16 protein-coding genes are annotated in these 17,241 nt (G+C 64.7%); 6 read left to right on the forward strand and 10 right to left on the reverse strand.

Annotated elements, in window-relative coordinates:
* Nucleotides 1–72: 72 nt before the first annotated feature.
* The 5 genes from F8G81_RS21650 to F8G81_RS21670 all read right to left on the reverse strand — a co-directional run bounded on the left by F8G81_RS21650 (nucleotide 73) and on the right by F8G81_RS21670 (nucleotide 5,425).
* The gene (locus tag F8G81_RS21650) at nucleotides 73–1,695 is read right to left on the reverse strand and encodes a CocE/NonD family hydrolase (protein WP_267276685.1); all 1,623 of its coding nucleotides are present in this window, start codon (nucleotides 1,693–1,695) and stop codon (nucleotides 73–75) included.
* A complete protein-coding gene (locus F8G81_RS21655; RefSeq protein WP_267276686.1) occupies nucleotides 1,692–2,339 on the reverse strand; it encodes a TetR/AcrR family transcriptional regulator in 648 nt (215 codons plus the stop codon). Before F8G81_RS21655 ends, F8G81_RS21650 begins: the two co-directional genes overlap by 4 nt.
* Nucleotides 2,340–2,388: 49 nt before the next feature.
* A complete protein-coding gene (locus tag F8G81_RS21660; protein ID WP_267276687.1) occupies nucleotides 2,389–2,946 on the reverse strand; it encodes a YdeI/OmpD-associated family protein in 558 nt (185 codons plus the stop codon).
* 1 nt (nucleotide 2,947) lies between these two features.
* Complete coding sequence (locus F8G81_RS21665; RefSeq protein WP_267276688.1) at nucleotides 2,948–3,373, reverse strand: VOC family protein; 426 nt, start codon at nucleotides 3,371–3,373, stop codon at nucleotides 2,948–2,950.
* Between the two features lie 123 nt (nucleotides 3,374–3,496).
* Complete coding sequence (locus F8G81_RS21670; protein ID WP_267276689.1) at nucleotides 3,497–5,425, reverse strand: FAD-binding monooxygenase; 1,929 nt, start codon at nucleotides 5,423–5,425, stop codon at nucleotides 3,497–3,499.
* 224 nt (nucleotides 5,426–5,649) lie between these two features.
* Between F8G81_RS21670 and F8G81_RS21675 the strand changes: the two genes are divergently transcribed.
* The 6 genes from F8G81_RS21675 (at nucleotide 5,650) to F8G81_RS21700 (ending at nucleotide 12,175) form a co-directional block, all read left to right on the forward strand.
* Nucleotides 5,650–7,155, forward strand: coding sequence for a fumarylacetoacetate hydrolase family protein (locus F8G81_RS21675; protein ID WP_267276690.1), 1,506 nt, complete (start codon nucleotides 5,650–5,652; stop codon nucleotides 7,153–7,155).
* On the forward strand, nucleotides 7,148–7,837 hold the full coding sequence (locus F8G81_RS21680; protein WP_267276691.1) for a GntR family transcriptional regulator: 690 nt from the start codon (nucleotides 7,148–7,150) through the stop codon (nucleotides 7,835–7,837). Before F8G81_RS21675 ends, F8G81_RS21680 begins: the two co-directional genes overlap by 8 nt.
* A gap of 61 nt (nucleotides 7,838–7,898) precedes the next feature.
* Nucleotides 7,899–9,452: a 5-carboxymethyl-2-hydroxymuconate semialdehyde dehydrogenase gene (hpaE, locus tag F8G81_RS21685; protein ID WP_267276692.1), complete on the forward strand. Its 1,554-nt coding sequence runs from the start codon at nucleotides 7,899–7,901 to the stop codon at nucleotides 9,450–9,452.
* A 40-nt stretch (nucleotides 9,453–9,492) separates the two neighbouring features.
* Complete coding sequence (gene hpaD, locus F8G81_RS21690; RefSeq protein WP_267276693.1) at nucleotides 9,493–10,587, forward strand: 3,4-dihydroxyphenylacetate 2,3-dioxygenase; 1,095 nt, start codon at nucleotides 9,493–9,495, stop codon at nucleotides 10,585–10,587.
* Between the two features lie 2 nt (nucleotides 10,588–10,589).
* On the forward strand, nucleotides 10,590–11,375 hold the full coding sequence (gene hpaH, locus F8G81_RS21695; protein ID WP_267276694.1) for a 2-oxo-hept-4-ene-1,7-dioate hydratase: 786 nt from the start codon (nucleotides 10,590–10,592) through the stop codon (nucleotides 11,373–11,375).
* Nucleotides 11,360–12,175: an HpcH/HpaI aldolase/citrate lyase family protein gene (locus tag F8G81_RS21700; protein WP_267276695.1), complete on the forward strand. Its 816-nt coding sequence runs from the start codon at nucleotides 11,360–11,362 to the stop codon at nucleotides 12,173–12,175. Before hpaH ends, F8G81_RS21700 begins: the two co-directional genes overlap by 16 nt.
* Nucleotides 12,176–12,183: 8 nt before the next feature.
* Here F8G81_RS21700 and F8G81_RS21705 read toward each other — a convergent pair whose 3' ends face one another.
* The 5 genes from F8G81_RS21705 to dnaK all read right to left on the reverse strand — a co-directional run bounded on the left by F8G81_RS21705 (nucleotide 12,184) and on the right by dnaK (nucleotide 17,004).
* Complete coding sequence (locus tag F8G81_RS21705) at nucleotides 12,184–12,582, reverse strand: hypothetical protein (RefSeq protein ID WP_267276696.1); 399 nt, start codon at nucleotides 12,580–12,582, stop codon at nucleotides 12,184–12,186.
* A 209-nt stretch (nucleotides 12,583–12,791) separates the two neighbouring features.
* On the reverse strand, nucleotides 12,792–13,217 hold the full coding sequence (locus tag F8G81_RS21710; RefSeq protein ID WP_323809219.1) for a heat shock protein transcriptional repressor HspR: 426 nt from the start codon (nucleotides 13,215–13,217) through the stop codon (nucleotides 12,792–12,794).
* 14 nt (nucleotides 13,218–13,231) lie between these two features.
* Nucleotides 13,232–14,203, reverse strand: a complete 972-nt coding sequence (locus F8G81_RS21715; RefSeq protein WP_267276697.1) for a DnaJ C-terminal domain-containing protein — start codon at nucleotides 14,201–14,203, stop codon at nucleotides 13,232–13,234.
* Nucleotides 14,204–14,377: 174 nt separating this feature from the next.
* Nucleotides 14,378–15,118: a nucleotide exchange factor GrpE gene (locus tag F8G81_RS21720; protein ID WP_267276698.1), complete on the reverse strand. Its 741-nt coding sequence runs from the start codon at nucleotides 15,116–15,118 to the stop codon at nucleotides 14,378–14,380.
* A 2-nt stretch (nucleotides 15,119–15,120) separates the two neighbouring features.
* Complete coding sequence (gene dnaK / locus F8G81_RS21725) at nucleotides 15,121–17,004, reverse strand: molecular chaperone DnaK (RefSeq protein ID WP_267276699.1); 1,884 nt, start codon at nucleotides 17,002–17,004, stop codon at nucleotides 15,121–15,123.
* Between the last annotated feature and the right edge of the window lie 237 nt (nucleotides 17,005–17,241).

Genomic DNA, 17,241 nt, shown 5'->3' on the forward strand with positions numbered 1-17,241 from the left:
GACCGTCGACAGGATGTTCGACGGCGGGAGCGCCGCACCGCTGATGGCTCCGCCGCCGGCTTTCCAGAGTTGCTAGCCCCGCACCTGGTCCCCTGCCACCTTCACGGGCAGGACTATCGCCGAAGGGTGCTCCGGATCGTGGTAGACGGCTTGGTCGGCCGCAAGCAGTGTGACGGCGGTGGCCCGGGGTTCACCCGTGCCATGATTGCGGGCGAACCGCGGGAAGGCGCCACTGGAAACCTGCACCCGGATGGAGTGGCCACGCTTGAATCGATACGCGGTTGGCCAGAGCCGAACAGTGGCGCGGGAAAGCTCGTCGGCGGCCGAGAGGCTGGTCAGACCGTCACAGACGTTGTGGGAACGGCCGTCGGGGCCCACGTCGCACAGGCGGACGAAGACGTCGGCGTGCGCCAGGCTGGATCGGAACCAGATCTCAGCGCTGACTTCGCCGATAACGTCCACATCCTGCTCAAGTACGGCGGTGGTGTAGGTCAGCACATCGGCCCGCGCCTCAAGCGCTGTGTTGTCGACCCGGCCCCCATGGCTGATGCTGATGCCTCCCGCGGCCGGCGTTGGTTCTGCCGGATCGTAGCGGAAGGTATCCGGCGAAGAATCAGTGGCCGGATCGACAGAAAGTCCGCCCTGGGCCTGCAGGTGGAACCGTTGAGGTTCATAGCCCTTCGGCGGCCAGGACTCGAAGTCGCGCCAGGCGTCCTCTCCCATCACGAAAAGCCGGACCGGGGCACGCTCCGCCGGCTGCCCGCCCCTTGCGAATGCCAGGCCGAAATCGAGGGCCTCCAGCAGCGCAGCATTGGTGAATTCCGCGTGCGTCCAAGGGCCTACGGTCAGCCGGGCCGGCCGCTCCGATTCCTGGAGGACCTGGAAGTCGCGGAGCTGGCCGGGAAGGAAGATGTCGTACCAGCCACCGACGGAGCTGACCGGCACACCCACATTGGCAACCCGGTGCGAATGGTTGAGGCTGTCCCAGTACTCGTGCGTCGCATCGTAAGCCAGGACGTCCTGAATGTACTTGGAGCTCCGGCCAATGGCTGCCACATCGGCCGTAGCAAGCGGCAGGGTGTGCAGCGCCCGCACCGTTTTCCTGGCCTGGCCCCTGCTCCGCAGCATCGCCCAGGGCCGCTCCTGGACGGCGGTCAGCACTCCCCACTCGAACGGCAGCTCCAGCGACATGCCGTCTTCGCGGAGAAACTCCATGGTCAGCGCAGACTCCGTCACGTGCGGGATCATCGCCTTCACCTGCGGCGGCAGCTGATCGGCAACCGCCCACTGGACAAATCCGAGATAGCTCATGCCCACCAGCACCATTGAGTCGCCGAACCAAGGCTGCTTCACCACCCAGTCAAGAGTGGCCATACCGTCCTCGCGCTCTTGCCGCATCGGATCCAGTATTCCGCCAGAACCAAATCCTCCCCGCACGCTCTGGATCAGCACCTGGAATCCGCGCTCCGCAAGAGGCCGTGCCATGGCCGCGCCGAACATGCCAGCCCGTCCATACGGTGTGCGGAGCAGTGCAGTGGGCAGCCCCTTGCCGCCATCCCGCGGAGCCCAGCGGTCCGCCAGCAGCTCAACGCCGTCGGGCATCGGCACGCGCAGGTTTTTCTGCACCACCAGGTCGCGGGTCAGGGGCGGCGGAAGTTCCAGTTTGCGCTGAAGGATGTGGCTTAAAAGGTTCACGGCTGCGGCTCCTGTACTTTCGTCGTCGTGCTTTCGGAGCGGATGAGAGGACTGGCTGCCGGCGGGAGCAGGGCTGCAGCAGCGCCCGCCAACCGCATCAGCCGGTCCGCGAACTGTTCGGGGTCAAGGGGCTCCGGCCCCTCCACCACCCACGTATTGACGACGGCGGCCCCGCCGCCGGTCAGGAACGTGGCAAAGTCCAGTTCCGCCTGCGCGTCAAGGTCCGAGCCGAACGTCTGGTGGACCAGTTCCTGGTTGACGGGAATGAGCAATTCTGTCAGCGACTTTGTCATCTGAAAGGCGCAGGAGCTGGTCAGCACGGCGCGGTAGAACGCTCTGTGCTCGGCGAAATGGGCCGCCAGGGCCAGCGCTCCCGCCCGCCTCGTAGGCGACTTTGAGGCGTCAGCCAGCCGGGGCAACAATTCGCGGCTGGCCAGATCGTATACGGCCGCCAACAGAAGACTCTCGCGGTCCCCGAAATGCTGGTAAATCACCGGCCGGGTCACACCGGCAGCTTCAGCAATCTCTGAGACGGGAACGGCAGCGGTGCCACGCTGGGCCACGAGCTCGACGGCGGCCCGCATCAGCGCTGCCCGCGAGCGGCGCACCCTGGGGTCCAGGGCCTCTTTTCCAGCTGTCATCATGCGAGGATACTATACAAGTGTAAATAAGTTTACAAGTGTCAATTAGTGCTCACTTAGAAGCCAAGCCCGCCAGCTTCGCCAGCTCCCGGGCCAGGATCTTTGCCCGTGATTCCGGTGTCCGGGCCTTGAGGAGTGGAAGGATCACGGCGTAGCGTCCTGATTTCCCGAGGCTTTCGAAGGCAGTTCCAGCCGCGGGGTCATCAGCGAGCGCGGCCGCCAGGTCAGGCGGCACGTCCGCGGTCCGCTGCGAGTCATACGCGGCAGCCCAGCGTCCGTCCGCCTTGGCCAACTCGATCTCCGCGAGTCCCGGCGGCCGCATCCGACCGGCTTCCATCAGGGCCTCGGCCTTGACCACATTGATCCGGGACCACGAACTTTTCACCCGTCGCCGCGAGTAGCGCTGGAGGAATGACGCGTCGTTATGGGACTTGCGCTGGCCATCGATCCAGCCGTGGCACAGTGCTACGTCCAGCGCTTCCTCAATGGTCAGCAACGCCGCCCGGGAATGCCGCTTGCCGATCAGCAGCCAGGCCTCGCTCGCGTGGCCCTCGTTTGCCGTGAGCCACGAGTCCCACTCCCCGGCGTTCCGGAACTCGAGCGGATCCACGTCAGCCCTGCGGTCGGGAGGCAAGCACGTCCAGGTAATGGGGGTTGTTCATCACGCCCAGCACGTTTCCAAACGGGTCCACCACAGAAGCGGTGATGAAGCCCGAGTCCCCGTGGGCTGTGATGGGCTGATACTCCGTGGCACCCATCGCCAACAGCCGCTCCACGGTGGCACTGAGATCGTCAACATGCCAGTGCATCACTGCGCCACCGGGCCCATTTGCCGTCGACGGCGGCCGGAAGCGGCTGTCGATGATGCCCAGCTCGTTCTGGTAGTCACCGATCCGAAACTCCGAGTATGCCAGGAGCCCGTCCGGCCCCGGCCGCTGGAAGTAGGCGTCAAAACCAAGGAACTCCTGATACCAGGCGGTGGCAGCTGCCACGTCATCGGCCCAGAAGTTGATGGTGCTGAATCCCCGCAGGCTCACAGTTCGTTCCCTTCGTCGGCTTCCAGTTCCCCTTTGTGCACGGCGGCTCGCCGGGCAAGGGACGGGCACCGGCCGGAGAATCAGCCGAACGCCCCTGCCCGTACCCTACGACGGGAAGTCTCCTTATGCACGCAGTTCACTCGAGGAGCTGGAGATCCGGTGGCGCAGCAGGGGCGCAAAGAACGCGGCCAGTTCGGACGTCGCCATGAGGGGGAGGACGTTGGCCACGTACTGGTCCGGACGCACCACCACCACCACGCCGTTGCGGTCCAGGCCGCGCAGTTCAAAGATGTCCGCGTTCGGATCGGTGGCGTAGGCCTTCTCGTAGTCGGTCAGCTTGAACGGCCCCACCTGCGGCTTGAACACAGCCGGCACCGCGCCGATGTCAACGGCCGTGTGGGGCTGCTGGTAGATCACCTTGACGTCGAACCATGCGTCCGGATCAGCGTCCGACGGCGTCGCCGCCAGCGGTGATTCCGGCGAGCTCGCAAGCCACTCGGCAAGCTGGTTGGTGGCGGAACCTACCGGCCCGTTTCCCGTTCCGGGCAGGGCGGAATCGGCGAAAACGTAGATCCGCCACCGGCCGTCCGCAGTGGCATGGTGGCCCAGGTGCATGGGATTGGTGTCGCCGATACGGACAACAGGTGCGGACTTGAACCGCTTGCCAATCGGGAAGCCGGCGGCCAGGTCCTGGTGGTCAGAGGCACCCACAAGCATGGATGGTGCATACTGCGTCATGAAGCCGGCCGGGAATTCCGCGGTGCGCACGTAGAAGTCCTCAAGATCGGAGGGGTTCTCGAACTCTTCCGGCTTCTTGGCCATCATGGCGGACCACTCTTTGTCGAAGTCGATCAGGTTCCTGGCCACCACCTGGCGCTCCTCCGAGTACGTGGACAGCAGGCTCTCCGGGCTGCGCCCCTCCAGGACGTGTCCAAGCTTCCAGGCAATATTGAAGCCGTCCTGCATGGAGACGTTCATGCCCTGGCCGGCCTTGGCGCTGTGCGTATGGCAGGCGTCGCCGGTGATGAAGACGCGCGGGGTGCGGGTGCCGCGGTCCTCCGGCAGGACATCGTCGAACCGGTCCGTGAGGCGGTGGCCCACCTCGTAGACGCTGTGCCACGCGACGTTCCGGACATCCAGGGTGTACGGATGAAGGATGGCGTTCGCCTTCGCAATGATCTGTTCGATGCTGGTATTGCGGACTGCATGGTGGGTGGCGGGGTCCACCTCGCCGAGGTCCACGTACATCCGGAACAGGTGGCCGCCTTCGCGCGGGATCAGCAGGATGCTGCCCTCGGCTCCCTGGATGGCACACTTGGTCCGGATGTCCGGGAAGTCCGTGACGGCCAGGGTATCCATGACACCCCAGGCATGGTTGGCCTGATCCCCGGCGAGGGTGCATCCAATGGCCTGGCGCACCTTGCTCCGCGCACCGTCAGCCCCCACCACGTATTTGGCGCGGACAGTGCGCTCCTGCCCTTCGTTCGGGCCTGCCGTGTAAAGGAGTGTCACGGTGACCGGGTACTCCCCCTCATCGGCAACGCTCAGCCCCTGGAATTCGTAGCCATAGTCCGGGGTCATGCGGGTGGGGGCGTTCGCCATGTACTCGGCGAAGTAGTCCAGGACTCGGGCCTGGTTGACGATGAGGTGCGGGAATTCGCTGATGCCCATCTCGTCGTCGACGGCGCGGGCGGTCCGGATGATGTTGGCATGGTTTGCCGGGTCCGGCTTCCAGAACGCCATTTCCGTGATGCGGTACGCCTCGGCCGTGATCCTTTCGGCGAAGCCAAAGGCCTGGAAGGTCTCTACGCTTCGGGCCTGGATGCCATCGGCCTGGCCGATGGCGAGGCGGCCGGGGCGGCGCTCAATAATGCGGGTGGTGACGTTCGGGAACCGGGACAGCTGCGCAGCGGCCAGCATTCCGGCAGGTCCGGAACCGACGATCAGCACATCCACCTCGCTGGGAAGGTCGGTGGGCCGGTTGATGCCGACGCCGGCGGCCGGCTGGACCCGCGGGTCACCGGATACGTAACCGTGGTGGTGGAATTGCACGGGCTTTCCTCACTTCACTGTGTGGCTGATTCAAAGAACTCTTTGCTGTTCTATATGAGAACTTGAGTTTCTATATTCGAAACATATGGCTTTGGAGGACACTTTACGCCACATGTGACATGGACGACAAGAGAGCAGATTCGGACCTGGCTTGGGGGTTGACGGAACCCGCCTGACGAGGGATAGTGATCGTATACGATTTCGTACCCGATGAGGAGATAGTCTTGGAGAAGGTCAACGAAGACACCCTGGCGGCAGCACGCAAGGTGATCGCGGTGCATATCAATTACCCCAGCCGCGCAGCGCAGCGGGGCCGCACTCCAGGCCAGCCGTCCTACTTCCTCAAGCCATCGTCGTCGCTGGCCGTGAGCGGTTCAACAGTGGAGCGGCCAGCGGGCTGTGAACTGCTCGGCTATGAAGGCGAGATCGCCCTGATCATCGGCAAACCTGCCCGCCGTGTGGGCCTCGAAGATGCCTGGAGCCACGTCGCCGCCATTACGGCCAGCAATGACCTGGGCGTCTACGACCTTCGTTATGCGGACAAGGGCTCCAACCTCCGGTCCAAAGGTGGCGACGGATTCACGCCGGTGGGCCCCGGACTGATCGCGGCTGACATGCTGGACCCCGCCGGGCTCCGCATTCGCACCTGGCACAACGGCACCCTGGTCCAGGACGACACCACTGGTGACCTCCTCTTCCCGTTTGCCCGCCTGGTGGCCGATCTCTCCCAGCTGCTCACCCTCCAGGAGGGGGACATCATCCTCACCGGCACGCCCGCCGGCGCATCGGTCGCCACGCCGGGCGATGTCCTGGAAGTGGAGGTGGGCACCGTTGACGGCAGCCTCACCACGGGCCGCCTGGTCACCCGGGTGGAGGAAGGCACGACGCCGTTTGCGGCCTTTGGTGCCGGGCCCCAGGCTGATGACCTGCAGCGGGAGGAGGCCTACGGCTCACGCGAGGCAGCGGGGCTGCCAACGGTCGAAGATGCAGGGGCGGGGGCCGCCGTCGGGCCTGTCCTCTCCCCCGAACTGAAGGCAAAGCTGGAAAGCGTGTGCACCGCAACACTGTCCTCACAGTTGCGCAAGCGCGGCCTGAACAACGTCAGCATCGACGGCCTCACCGCCACCCGCCCGGAGAAGCGCGTGGTGGGGCTGGCCCGGACGCTCCGTTACGTCCCCAACCGCGAAGATCTCTTCAAGATCCATGGCGGCGGCTTCAATGCACAGAAGAAGGCCATCGACTCCGTGAATGAGGGCGAGATCCTGGTCATGGAGGCCCGCGGCGAAAAGGGCACCGGCACCATCGGTGACATCCTGGCCCTGCGGGCCCAGGTCCGCGGCGCCGCAGCCATCATCACCGACGGCGGTGTCCGGGATTTCTCCGCTGTGGCAGCCATGGAGATGCCCACCTACTATTCCAACCCGCACCCTGCCGTGCTGGGCCGGCGCCACATCCCGTGGGATACGGACATCACCATCGCCTGCGGCGGCACCACCGTGCAGCCCGGCGACATCATCGTGGCCGACTCGGACGGCATCCTGGTCATCCCGCCGGTACTGGCCGAGGAAGTGGCCGACGAATCCATCGTGCAGGAACGCGAGGAGACGTTCATTGCGGAAATGGTGGAGCAGGGCCACAGTGTGGACGGGCTCTATCCGATGAACGCTGCCTGGCGGAGAAAGTATGAAGAATGGGAACGAGAATGGGAAGCGGGCCGGTCCAATGACTGAAACAGCCACCGACGCTGAGACCACCTCAGCCGATATCACCGGCAGCAAGTCCGAGCAGGCCTACCGGGCCATCAAGGCAAGGATCGTGGAAGGCACGTATACGCCCGGGTACCGGCTGGTGCTGGCCAGCATCGCCAAGGACCTCGGTTTCAGCGTGGTCCCGGTCCGGGAGGCCATCCGCCGGCTTGAAGCCGAAAACCTGGTCAAGTTCGAACGCAACGTAGGCGCCACCGTGTCCGGGATTGACCCCACCGAATACCTGTACACCATGCAGACGCTGAGTATCGTGGAGGGGGCCGCGACGGCGATGTCCGCACCCCTAATCGACTCGGTGGCAATTGCCCGTGCCCGAGCCGTGAACGCCGAAATGCGCGAATGCCTGGAGCACTTCGATCCCGTCCGCTTCACCCGACTTAACCAGGACTTCCACAGCATCCTGTTCGAGCACTGCCCCAACCCGCACATCCTTGACCTGGTCCATCGCGGCTGGAACCGGCTGGCCTCCCTTCGCTCCTCCACCTTCCGCTTCGTCCCCGGCCGGGCTCACGACTCAGTGGACGAGCACGAGGCCCTCTTGAAGCTCATCGAAGCCAGCGCCAGCGCCGACGAGATCGAAAAGGCCGCCCGGCTGCACCGCTCCGCCACCCTGGATGCCTACCTGAGCCAGGCCAAAAACATCTGACCCGCTCCCCCAAAAGCAGCGTTTCTCCCAAGTAGCCTCACCAGCAGTAAGGAAAACAACAATGACGTTCACTGCCCAAGAAACCAAAGCCCATTACGTGCCGCGGGACCTTCCCTCCCACATCCAGCACTACATCAACGGCCAGTTCGTTGACTCTGTGGGCGGCAAGACCTTCGACGTCCTGGACCCTGTCTCCAACCAGAACTACGCCACCGCCGCGGCCGGCCAGAAAGAGGACATCGACCTCGCCGTGGCCGCCGCCCGCGAAGCCTTCACCAGTGGGCCGTGGCCGAAGATGAAGCCCCGCGAGCGTGCCCGGGTCCTGAACAAGATCGCCGACGCCGTCGAGGCGCAGGAAGAGCGCCTGGCTGAGCTGGAAACCTTCGATACCGGCCTGCCCATAACCCAGGCCAAGGGCCAGGCCCTCCGCGCGGCAGAGAACTTCCGCTTCTTCGCGGACCTGATCGTGGCCCAGTTCGACGACGCCATGAAGGTCCCCGGCTCGCAGATCAACTACGTGAACCGCAAGCCGATCGGCGTCGCGGGCCTGATCACGCCGTGGAACACGCCCTTCATGCTCGAGTCCTGGAAGCTGGCCCCGGCCCTGGCCACCGGCAACACCGTGGTCCTTAAGCCGGCTGAGTTCACCCCGCTCTCGGCTTCGCTGTGGGCCACCATCTTCAAGGATGCGGGCCTCCCCGACGGCGTGTTCAACCTGGTCAACGGCCTGGGCGAGGAAGCCGGCGACGCGCTGGTGAAGCACCCGGACGTTCCGCTGATCTCCTTCACCGGCGAGACCACCACCGGCCAAACCATCTTCCGGAACGCCGCCGCCAACCTCAAAGGCCTGTCCATGGAGCTCGGCGGCAAGTCCCCCTGCGTGGTGTTCGCCGACGCCGACCTGGACGCCGCGATCGACTCCGCCCTGTTTGGCGTCTTCTCCCTCAATGGCGAACGCTGCACCGCAGGCTCCCGCATCCTGGTGGAACGGGCCATCTACGACGAATTCTGCGAAAAGTATGCCGCCCGCGCCAAGAACATCGTGGTCGGCGATCCGCACGATCCCAAAACACAGGTGGGCGCCCTGGTCCACCCGGAGCACTACGAAAAGGTGGCCTCCTACGTGGAAATCGGCAAGTCCGAAGGCCGGTTGCTGGCCGGGGGTGGACGTCCCGAGAATTTGCCCGCAGGGCTCAACAACAGCAACTACATCGCACCCACGGTGTTCGCCGACGTCGCCCCCGACGCCCGGATCTTCCAGGAGGAGATCTTCGGTCCCGTCGTCGCCATCACCCCGTTCGAGAACGACGACGAGGCGTTGGCCCTGGCAAACAACACCAAGTACGGCCTTGCCGCCTACATCTGGACGCAGAACCTGACCCGCGCCCACAACTTCTCCCAGAACGTGGAAGCCGGCATGGTGTGGCTGAACAGCCACAACGTCCGCGACCTGCGCACTCCATTCGGCGGCGTCAAAGCTTCCGGCCTGGGCCACGAGGGCGGTTACCGCTCCATTGACTTCTACACGGACCAGCAGGCAGTGCACATCACGCTCGGCAGCGTCCACACCCCCAAGTTCGGCAGCATCGAGGCCAGCGCCGCCAACGAAGGCTAAACAGTCTTCGCCTTTACCTGCTCAAAGAAGAGAGAATCCCATGACAAACTTCGTACCCACCCCCACCGTCCCGGCTCCGGACATCGTCCGCTGCGCCTACATGGAAATCGTGGTCACCGACCTCGCCAAGTCCCGCGCGTTCTACGTGGACCTCCTGGGCCTGCATGTCACCGAGGAAGATGAGAACAACATCTACCTGCGCTCCCTGGAGGAGTTCATCCACCACAACCTGGTGCTGCGCAAGGGACCCATCGCCGCCGTCGCCGCCTTTGCCTACCGGGTCAAGTCCCCGGCCGAGGTGGACGCCGCCGAGGCCTACTACCGCGAGCTCGGCTGCCGGGTTGAGCGGCGCAAGGAAGGCTTCACCAAGGGCATCGGCGACTCCGTCCGTGTTGAGGACCCGCTGGGCTTCCCCTACGAGTTCTTCTACGACGTGGAGCACGTGGAACGCCTCACCCAGCGCTACGACCTCTACTCCGCCGGGGAACTGGTGCGCCTGGACCACTTCAACCAGGTCACCCCGGATGTGCCCCGCGGCCGCAAATACCTTGAGGACCTGGGCTTCCGCGTCTCCGAGGACATCCAGGATTCCGACGGCGTCACGTACGCCGCGTGGATGCACCGCAAGCAGACCGTGCACGACACCGCCCTGACCGGCGGCAACGGCCCGCGCATGCACCACGTCGCGTTCGCCACGCACGAGAAGCACAACATCATCCAGATCTGCGACAAAATGGGCGCCCTGCGCATCAGCGACCGGATCGAACGCGGCCCCGGCCGGCACGGTGTCTCCAACGCCTTCTACCTCTACATCCTGGACCCGGACGGCCACCGCATCGAGATCTACACCCAGGACTACTACACCGGCGACCCCGACAACCCCACCATCACCTGGGACGTCCACGACAACCAGCGCCGCGACTGGTGGGGCAACCCCGTCGTCCCGTCCTGGTACACCGAAGCCTCCCTGGTCCTGGACCTCGACGGCAACCCGCAGCCTGTGATTGTCCGGGAGGAAAAGAGCGAAATGGCAGTCACCGTCGGAGCAGACGGCTTCTCCTACACCCGCAAGCAGGACAGCGACGGGACGGACGCCGGAGAAAAGACAGGCTTCAAACTGGGAGCGCAGCTGTAGCCATGATGGATGCCACCACGATTGAGGCCATCGCGGACGAACTGCTGGAAGCCGGCCGCAGCCGCAAACCCGTGCCCCGGCTGACGGCGCGCTACCCGGAGATGACAGTCGAGGACTCCTACGCCGTGCAGCAACTGTGGCGGCGCCGGAACGAGGACGCCGGACGGACCCTGGTGGGACGCAAGATCGGCCTCACGTCCAAGGCCATGCAGGCAGCCACCGGCATCACCGAACCGGACTACGGCGCCATCTTCGATGACATGGTCCTGGAAACCGGATGTTCGGTGCAGTGGGACCAGTACACGCACCCGCGGGTGGAGGTGGAGTTGGCCTTTGTCCTGAAGGACGGGCTGAAAGGCCCCGGCTGCACCATTTTTGATGTCCTTAAGGCCACCGAGTACGTGGTTCCGGCCCTGGAGATCCTGGATTCCCGGATCGAGATGGAGGGCCGGACCATCGTGGACACCATCGCGGACAACGCCGCGATGGGCGCCATGGTGATCGGCGGCAACCCGGTCCGGCCCGATGACGTGGACCTGCGCTGGGTGGCAGCCATCCTGTACAAAAACCAGACAGTGGAAGAAACCGGCGTGGCCGCAGGGGTCCTGGACCACCCGGCCAACGGGGTGCACTGGCTGGCCAACAAGATCGCGGCCCACGGGGACAGCATGAAGGCAGGGGACATTATCCTGGCCGGATCGTTTACCCGTCCGCTGTGGGTCTACAAAGGTGACACCGTCCACGCCGACTACGGACCGCTGGGGAGCATCACATGCCGCTTCGAATAGAGGACACCTTCCGCGACGCGCTGCGCAATCAAAACGGTAAAGCAGGCCGTCCGCTTGCCGGCATGTGGGTCTGCTCCGGCAGCCCGCTCATCGCCGAAGTGTGCGCCGGCTCCGGCCTGGACTGGCTCCTGGTGGACGCCGAGCACAGCCCCAACGGCCTGGAATCCATCCTCGCCCAGCTCCAGGCAATCAGCGGCTACCCCGTCCACGCCGTGGTCCGGCCGCCCGTCAACGACACCGTGCTGATCAAGCAGTACCTGGACCTGGGCGTTCAAAACCTGCTGATCCCCATGGTTAACTCCGCGGCCGACGCCGAGGCCGCGGTGGCCGCCACCCGCTACCCGCCCCACGGTGTCCGCGGCGTGGGTTCAGCCCTTGCCCGGGCCTCACGCTGGAACCGGATCCCGGACTACCTGGACAGGGCCGCGGAAACCATCAGTGTCACCGTCCAGATCGAATCCACCGCCGCCGTCGAAGCCGTGGACAAGATCCTGGACGTGGACGGTGTGGACGCCATCTTCCTGGGCCCCTCAGACCTCGCCGCCTCCATGGGCGTGCTGGGACAGCAGGAACACCCGGAGGTCCGGGCCGCCGTCGAACACTGCCTGGAAGCCGCCAAAGCGGCAGGGAAACCCGCCGGCGTCAACGCGTTCAATCCGGTCACCGCCAACCAGTACCTGGACAGCGGTGCCAATTTCATCCTGGTGGGTGCCGACGTCGCGCTGCTTGCCCGGGGCTCGGAAGCGCTGGCCGCCCAGTTCATCCGGAGATCCGACGGCGGTTCCCCCGCCAGCTACTGACTTACGGTTCAGCCCATGGCAGGGGCAGTGGAGGTACGGCCCGCGAACTGGCGGCGGGCCCAGCGGGCAAGCTTCTTGCCCTTGCCCTTCCACCAGTTGTCCTCATCCTTGTCATGGTGCAGCCGGAAGATGATGGCGACCAGCACAAACATGCCCGTGACTACATCCATCCAGGACCAGAGCAGCAAAGCGATCAGGACAGTGACACCGTTGGCGATGACGGACGGGATAGCCAGGGTCCGGAAGACGGTGCTGGCCACGTACCGGCGGTGTGACCTGGGCACCGAAAGCGCCCGCACCATGTCAAAGCAAAGGCACACCACCACCAGCGTCTGCCCGGCGATCAGCAGCAGCTGGCCGGGCGCGGATGAGGCGAACATGGTCACGGATTCCGTCCCGGCGCTCATGAAAGAGTCCCGATGACTGCGACGCCGGAAAGGAATACAGGACGATGACAAGAACCAAACACGCGAATACACCCCCAGAGGCTTGAACTACGCTGTGAGACTCAGCTAGGTCCATTCAAGACACTGGCCGGAAGCCAGTCACGAGTAGTGGGTACTCTATTCCGGCGGCCGCAGCCGGCCGGACTACGCGTTTTATGCCCGCCGTGGAGCTAGTCGGTGAGTGCCCGCGGCCGCCAAAGCACCACGGCCTGGGAGCGGGCACGCGGACGCTGGCCGCGTGCCAGGCTCACGACGTCGCCCGCGGCGCCGGCGGCAAAAATCCTTGAATCAAGTGGATTACGACGGCGGCCCAGTTCCTCGGTCAGCTCCGTCACCCTGCGCTGAAGGGCACGCACCTGGTGCTCCAGCTCCAGGATCCGCTTGATGCCTTCCAGTGAAACGCCCTCGTGGGAGAGCCGCTGGACTTCGCGCAGCATGTTGATGTCCCGCTGCGAGTAGCGCCGGGACTTGCCGGGCGCGCGGCTGGGCGAGACGATGCCGAGCCTGTCGTACTGCCGCAGCGTCTGGGGGTGCATGTCCGCCAGTTCGGCAGCCACGGAGATCACAAAGATCGGCTGGTCAGCATTGATGTCCACGGCGTGCCCCGTTGCTACAGCCGGGCCTTGGCGGCCAGGCCCTGACGGACGTCGGCGTCGGCTGTGGCTTCGGCGAAGGCCTTCACTGCAGCTTCTGCTTCCTTGTTGAGGTTCTTGGGGACGGCGACGTCGATGGTCACCAGCAGATCGCCCTCACCCTTGGAGGTTTTGACGCCGCGGCCTTTGACCCGGAGCGTACGCCCCGAAGGTGTGCCGGCTGGGACCCGGACCCGGACCTTCTCCCCGTCAATGGTGGGAACTTCGATGTCGGCGCCCAAAGCAGCTTCGGGGAAGCTGACCGGTACGTGGATGCGCAGGTTGTCGCCGTCGCGCGTGTAGAAATCGTGGGGCTTGACCGAAACGGCAACCACCAGGTCACCGTTGCCGGCCGGACCTGGCTGCCCCTTGCCGCGGACGCGGACCTTCTGGCCGTCCTTGATACCCGGCGGAACCCGGACGTCAATCACCTCGCCGCTGGGCTCACGCAGGCCGATGGTGGTGCCGCGGATGGAGCCGGCGAACGAAATAGTGGTGGAAGCGGTACGGTCGGCACCCTTCTGTGGCGCGCGCTGGAAGCCGGGCTGGGCGCCGAAGCCGCCGCCGAACAGGTCGGCGAACTCGGGCGGAATGCCGCCGGAGGTGCTGAAGCCGCCGGCATGGCGTCCGGTGCTGCCGGTAAAGAGGCCGCCGAACATGTCCTCGAAGCCGCCGTTGGCAGCACCGGCGCCACCGGGGGCAAACCGCGCGCCGCCACCCATGGCCCGGATAGCGTCATACTGCTGCCGCTCTTCGGGATCGGACAGCACGGAATACGCCTCGGAGATGTCCTTGAACTTTTTCTCCGACGCAGTATTTCCCGAGTTGGTATCCGGGTGGTGCTGGCGGGCGAGCTTCCGGTAAGCCTTCTTGATGTCGGCGTCGGAAGCGTCCTTGGCGATACCAAGGATCGCGTAAAAGTCCTTGTCCACCCAATCCTGGCTAGCCAATGGCGTTTCCTTTCAAAGTACAAAAGCGTTAAGGCGAGACTACCGCTACGCCGGAGCGGATGAGGGGGCCCGGGAGTGGCATCGGGCCTGCCGGAGCTGGGCGGCTAAGGATCGAAGATCCTAAGCCGCCCAGCGTAGGGGCGGGGCCCCCTCATCCGCGGAGGCGTAAGGTGACTACGCCGGGACAGCCACAATCACTTGGGCTGCGCGGAGGACCCGTTCGCCTGACTTGTAGCCTGAGCGGAGTACCTGGCTGACGGTGTCAACCTCGATGTCCTCGCCGGGCTGCTGGATGAGGGCCTCGTGGATTGTGGGGTCGAACTCGACACCCGTTTCCGCGATGCGCTCCAGGCCGTACGTCTTCAGCGCGTTCTCCAGCTTGGTGGCGATGGCGGCGAAGGGGCCGTCTTCGAGGTCACCGTGCTGGCGGGCGGCGTCTACGTCATCCAGTACCGGGAGCAGCGAATTCAGGACGCCGATGACGGCCATCTCCCCTGCCACGGCACGGTCACGTTCAACGCGCTTGCGGTAGTTGACGTACTCAGCCTGGAGGCGGAGGAGGTCGTTCTTCAGCTCGGCAGCTTCAACCGTGGTTGCCTCCGGCGAAACCCCCTGTGCCACCGATTCCTCGGCGGGCACCTCGATGCCGTTGAGGATCTCCTCGGCCTGGGCCAGGGCGTCGCCATCGGAATCTGCGTTGGCGGCGGCGCCTGCCGCGCCTTCCGAGGGGGCAGCGTGCTGCTCGCCCTGCGGGTGGCGGGCCTGCCCGGTCACCGGGTCAACCTTGCGGTTGTCCCGGATAACCGGCTCCTGCTGGCCCTGCTGTTCCTGCTGGCGCTCCTGGCTTTCCTGGACTTTCCGGTGCTCCTCGTGCGGGGAAGAGATGTGCTCTTCTTCGTTACCGTGATGGGGCATGGCTACTTCTTCGCTTCGTCTTCATCGATGATCTCGGCGTCAACGATGTCTTCTTCGCCCGAGGCAGAACCCGCCTTTTCACCCGCACCCGCGGCGCCCTCGGCACCTGCGTCGCCGGTGGCGCCGTTGGGCGAACCGGCCTGGGCGTAGATGGCTTCGCCGAGCTTGCCCTGGGAAGCCTGCAGCTTCTCGAAAGCAGTCTTCACGGCGGCGTCATCCGTGCCTTCAAGGGCCTTCTTGAGTTCGTCGACGTCGGCCTGGACCTCGGTCTTGACTTCCTCAGGCAGCTTGTCCGAGTTGTCGGCGATCAGCTTGTCCACGGAGTAGGCGAGCTGTTCGGCCGTGTTGCGGGTATCGGTTGCCTCGCGGCGGGCCTTGTCCTCGGCTGCGTGTTCCTCAGCGTCACGGACCATGCGGTCGATGTCTTCCTTGGACAGCGCGGTGCCGCCGGTGATGGTCATGGACTGTTCCTTGCCGGTGCCCTTGTCCTTCGCCGAGACGTGCACAATACCGTTGGCGTCGATGTCGAAGGTGACCTCAACCTGCGGGACGCCGCGCGGGGCCGGCGCAATACCGGTCAGCTCGAACGTGCCCAGCGGCTTGTTGTCGCGGGTGAATTCGCGTTCGCCCTGGAAGACCTGGATAGCCACGGAAGGCTGGTTGTCATCAGCCGTGGTGAAGGTCTCGGAGCGCTTGGTGGGGATGGCCGTGTTGCGCTCGATCAGGTGGGTCATGACACCACCCTTGGTCTCGATGCCAAGGGAAAGCGGCGTGACGTCAATCAGCAGCACGTCCTTGCGCTCACCCTTGAGGACACCGGCCTGCAGTGCGGCGCCAACGGCCACGACCTCATCAGGGTTGACACCCTTGTTCGGTTCCTTGCCGCCGGCCATTTCCTTGACCAGTTCGTAGACGGCGGGCATACGGGTGGAACCGCCCACCAGCACGATGTGGTCGATCTCGGAGAGCTTGATGCCGGCTTCCTTGATGACGTCCTGGAACGGCTTCTTGGTGCGGTCCAGCAGGTCCTTGGTGAGGTCCTGGAACTTGGCGCGGGTCAGCTGCTCGTCCAGGTGGACCGGGCCGTCAGGGGTGACGGAGAGGTACTGGAGGGAGACGTTGGTGCTGGTGGAGGAGGAGAGTTCCTTCTTCGCCTGCTCCGACGCTTCACGCAGGCGCTGCAGGGCGATCTTGTCCTTGGAGAGGTCGATGCCCTTGACCTTGAGCTGCTTCAGCAGGTAGTCAACAACGCGCTGGTCCCAGTCGTCGCCGCCGAGGTGGTTGTCACCGGCCGTGGAGCGGACCTGGATGGTGGAGAAGTTGTCCTCGTCCTTGCCGACTTCCAGCAGGGAAACGTCGAAGGTTCCGCCGCCGAGGTCGAAGACCAGGATGAGTTCGTCTTCCTTGCCCTTGTCCAGGCCGTAGGCCAGAGCAGCCGCGGTGGGCTCGTTGACAATGCGGAGGACGTTCAGGCCGGCAATCTCGCCAGCTTCCTTGGTGGCCTGGCGCTGGGCGTCGTTGAAGTACGCCGGAACGGTGACCACGGCGTCGGTGACCTTTTCGCCCAGGTAGGACTCGGCGTCGTTCTTAAGCTTCATGAGGATACGGGCGGAGATTTCCTGCGCCGTGTACTTCTTGTCATCAACCGAGACGCTCCAGTCGGTGCCCATGTGGCGCTTGACGGAGGCGATGGTGCGGTCAATGTTGTTGACGGCCTGGCGCTTGGCGATTTCGCCAACCAGCACTTCGCCGGACTTGGAGAATGCAACGACCGACGGCGTGGTGCGGCCACCCTCGGCGTTGGCAATAACGGTGGGCTCGCCACCTTCGAGAACGGAGACGACGGAGTTGGTTGTTCCGAGGTCGATACCTACTGCACGTGACATGTGTTGCTTCCTTCTTTCAGTGATCGAACTTCCGGGTTGGGCTTGCCGGTAATCCAGTGATCGTCCTGTTGAGATCCGGGCACCTCGCCCAGTCCTTGAGTGATCTACACTCAACTTTACTCAGCGCGGAATTTAAGTCAATCCAAAGTTGAGTGCAGCACGCTCAAGTTTGGCCAAACACGCAGCTGTCACCATGGGACTTCAGGTCAGGAACCGCAGAATGTCGGGAAATTCGGG

This window comes from Arthrobacter sp. CDRTa11 (genome assembly GCF_026427775.1).
Lineage (GTDB): Bacteria > Actinomycetota > Actinomycetes > Actinomycetales > Micrococcaceae > Arthrobacter.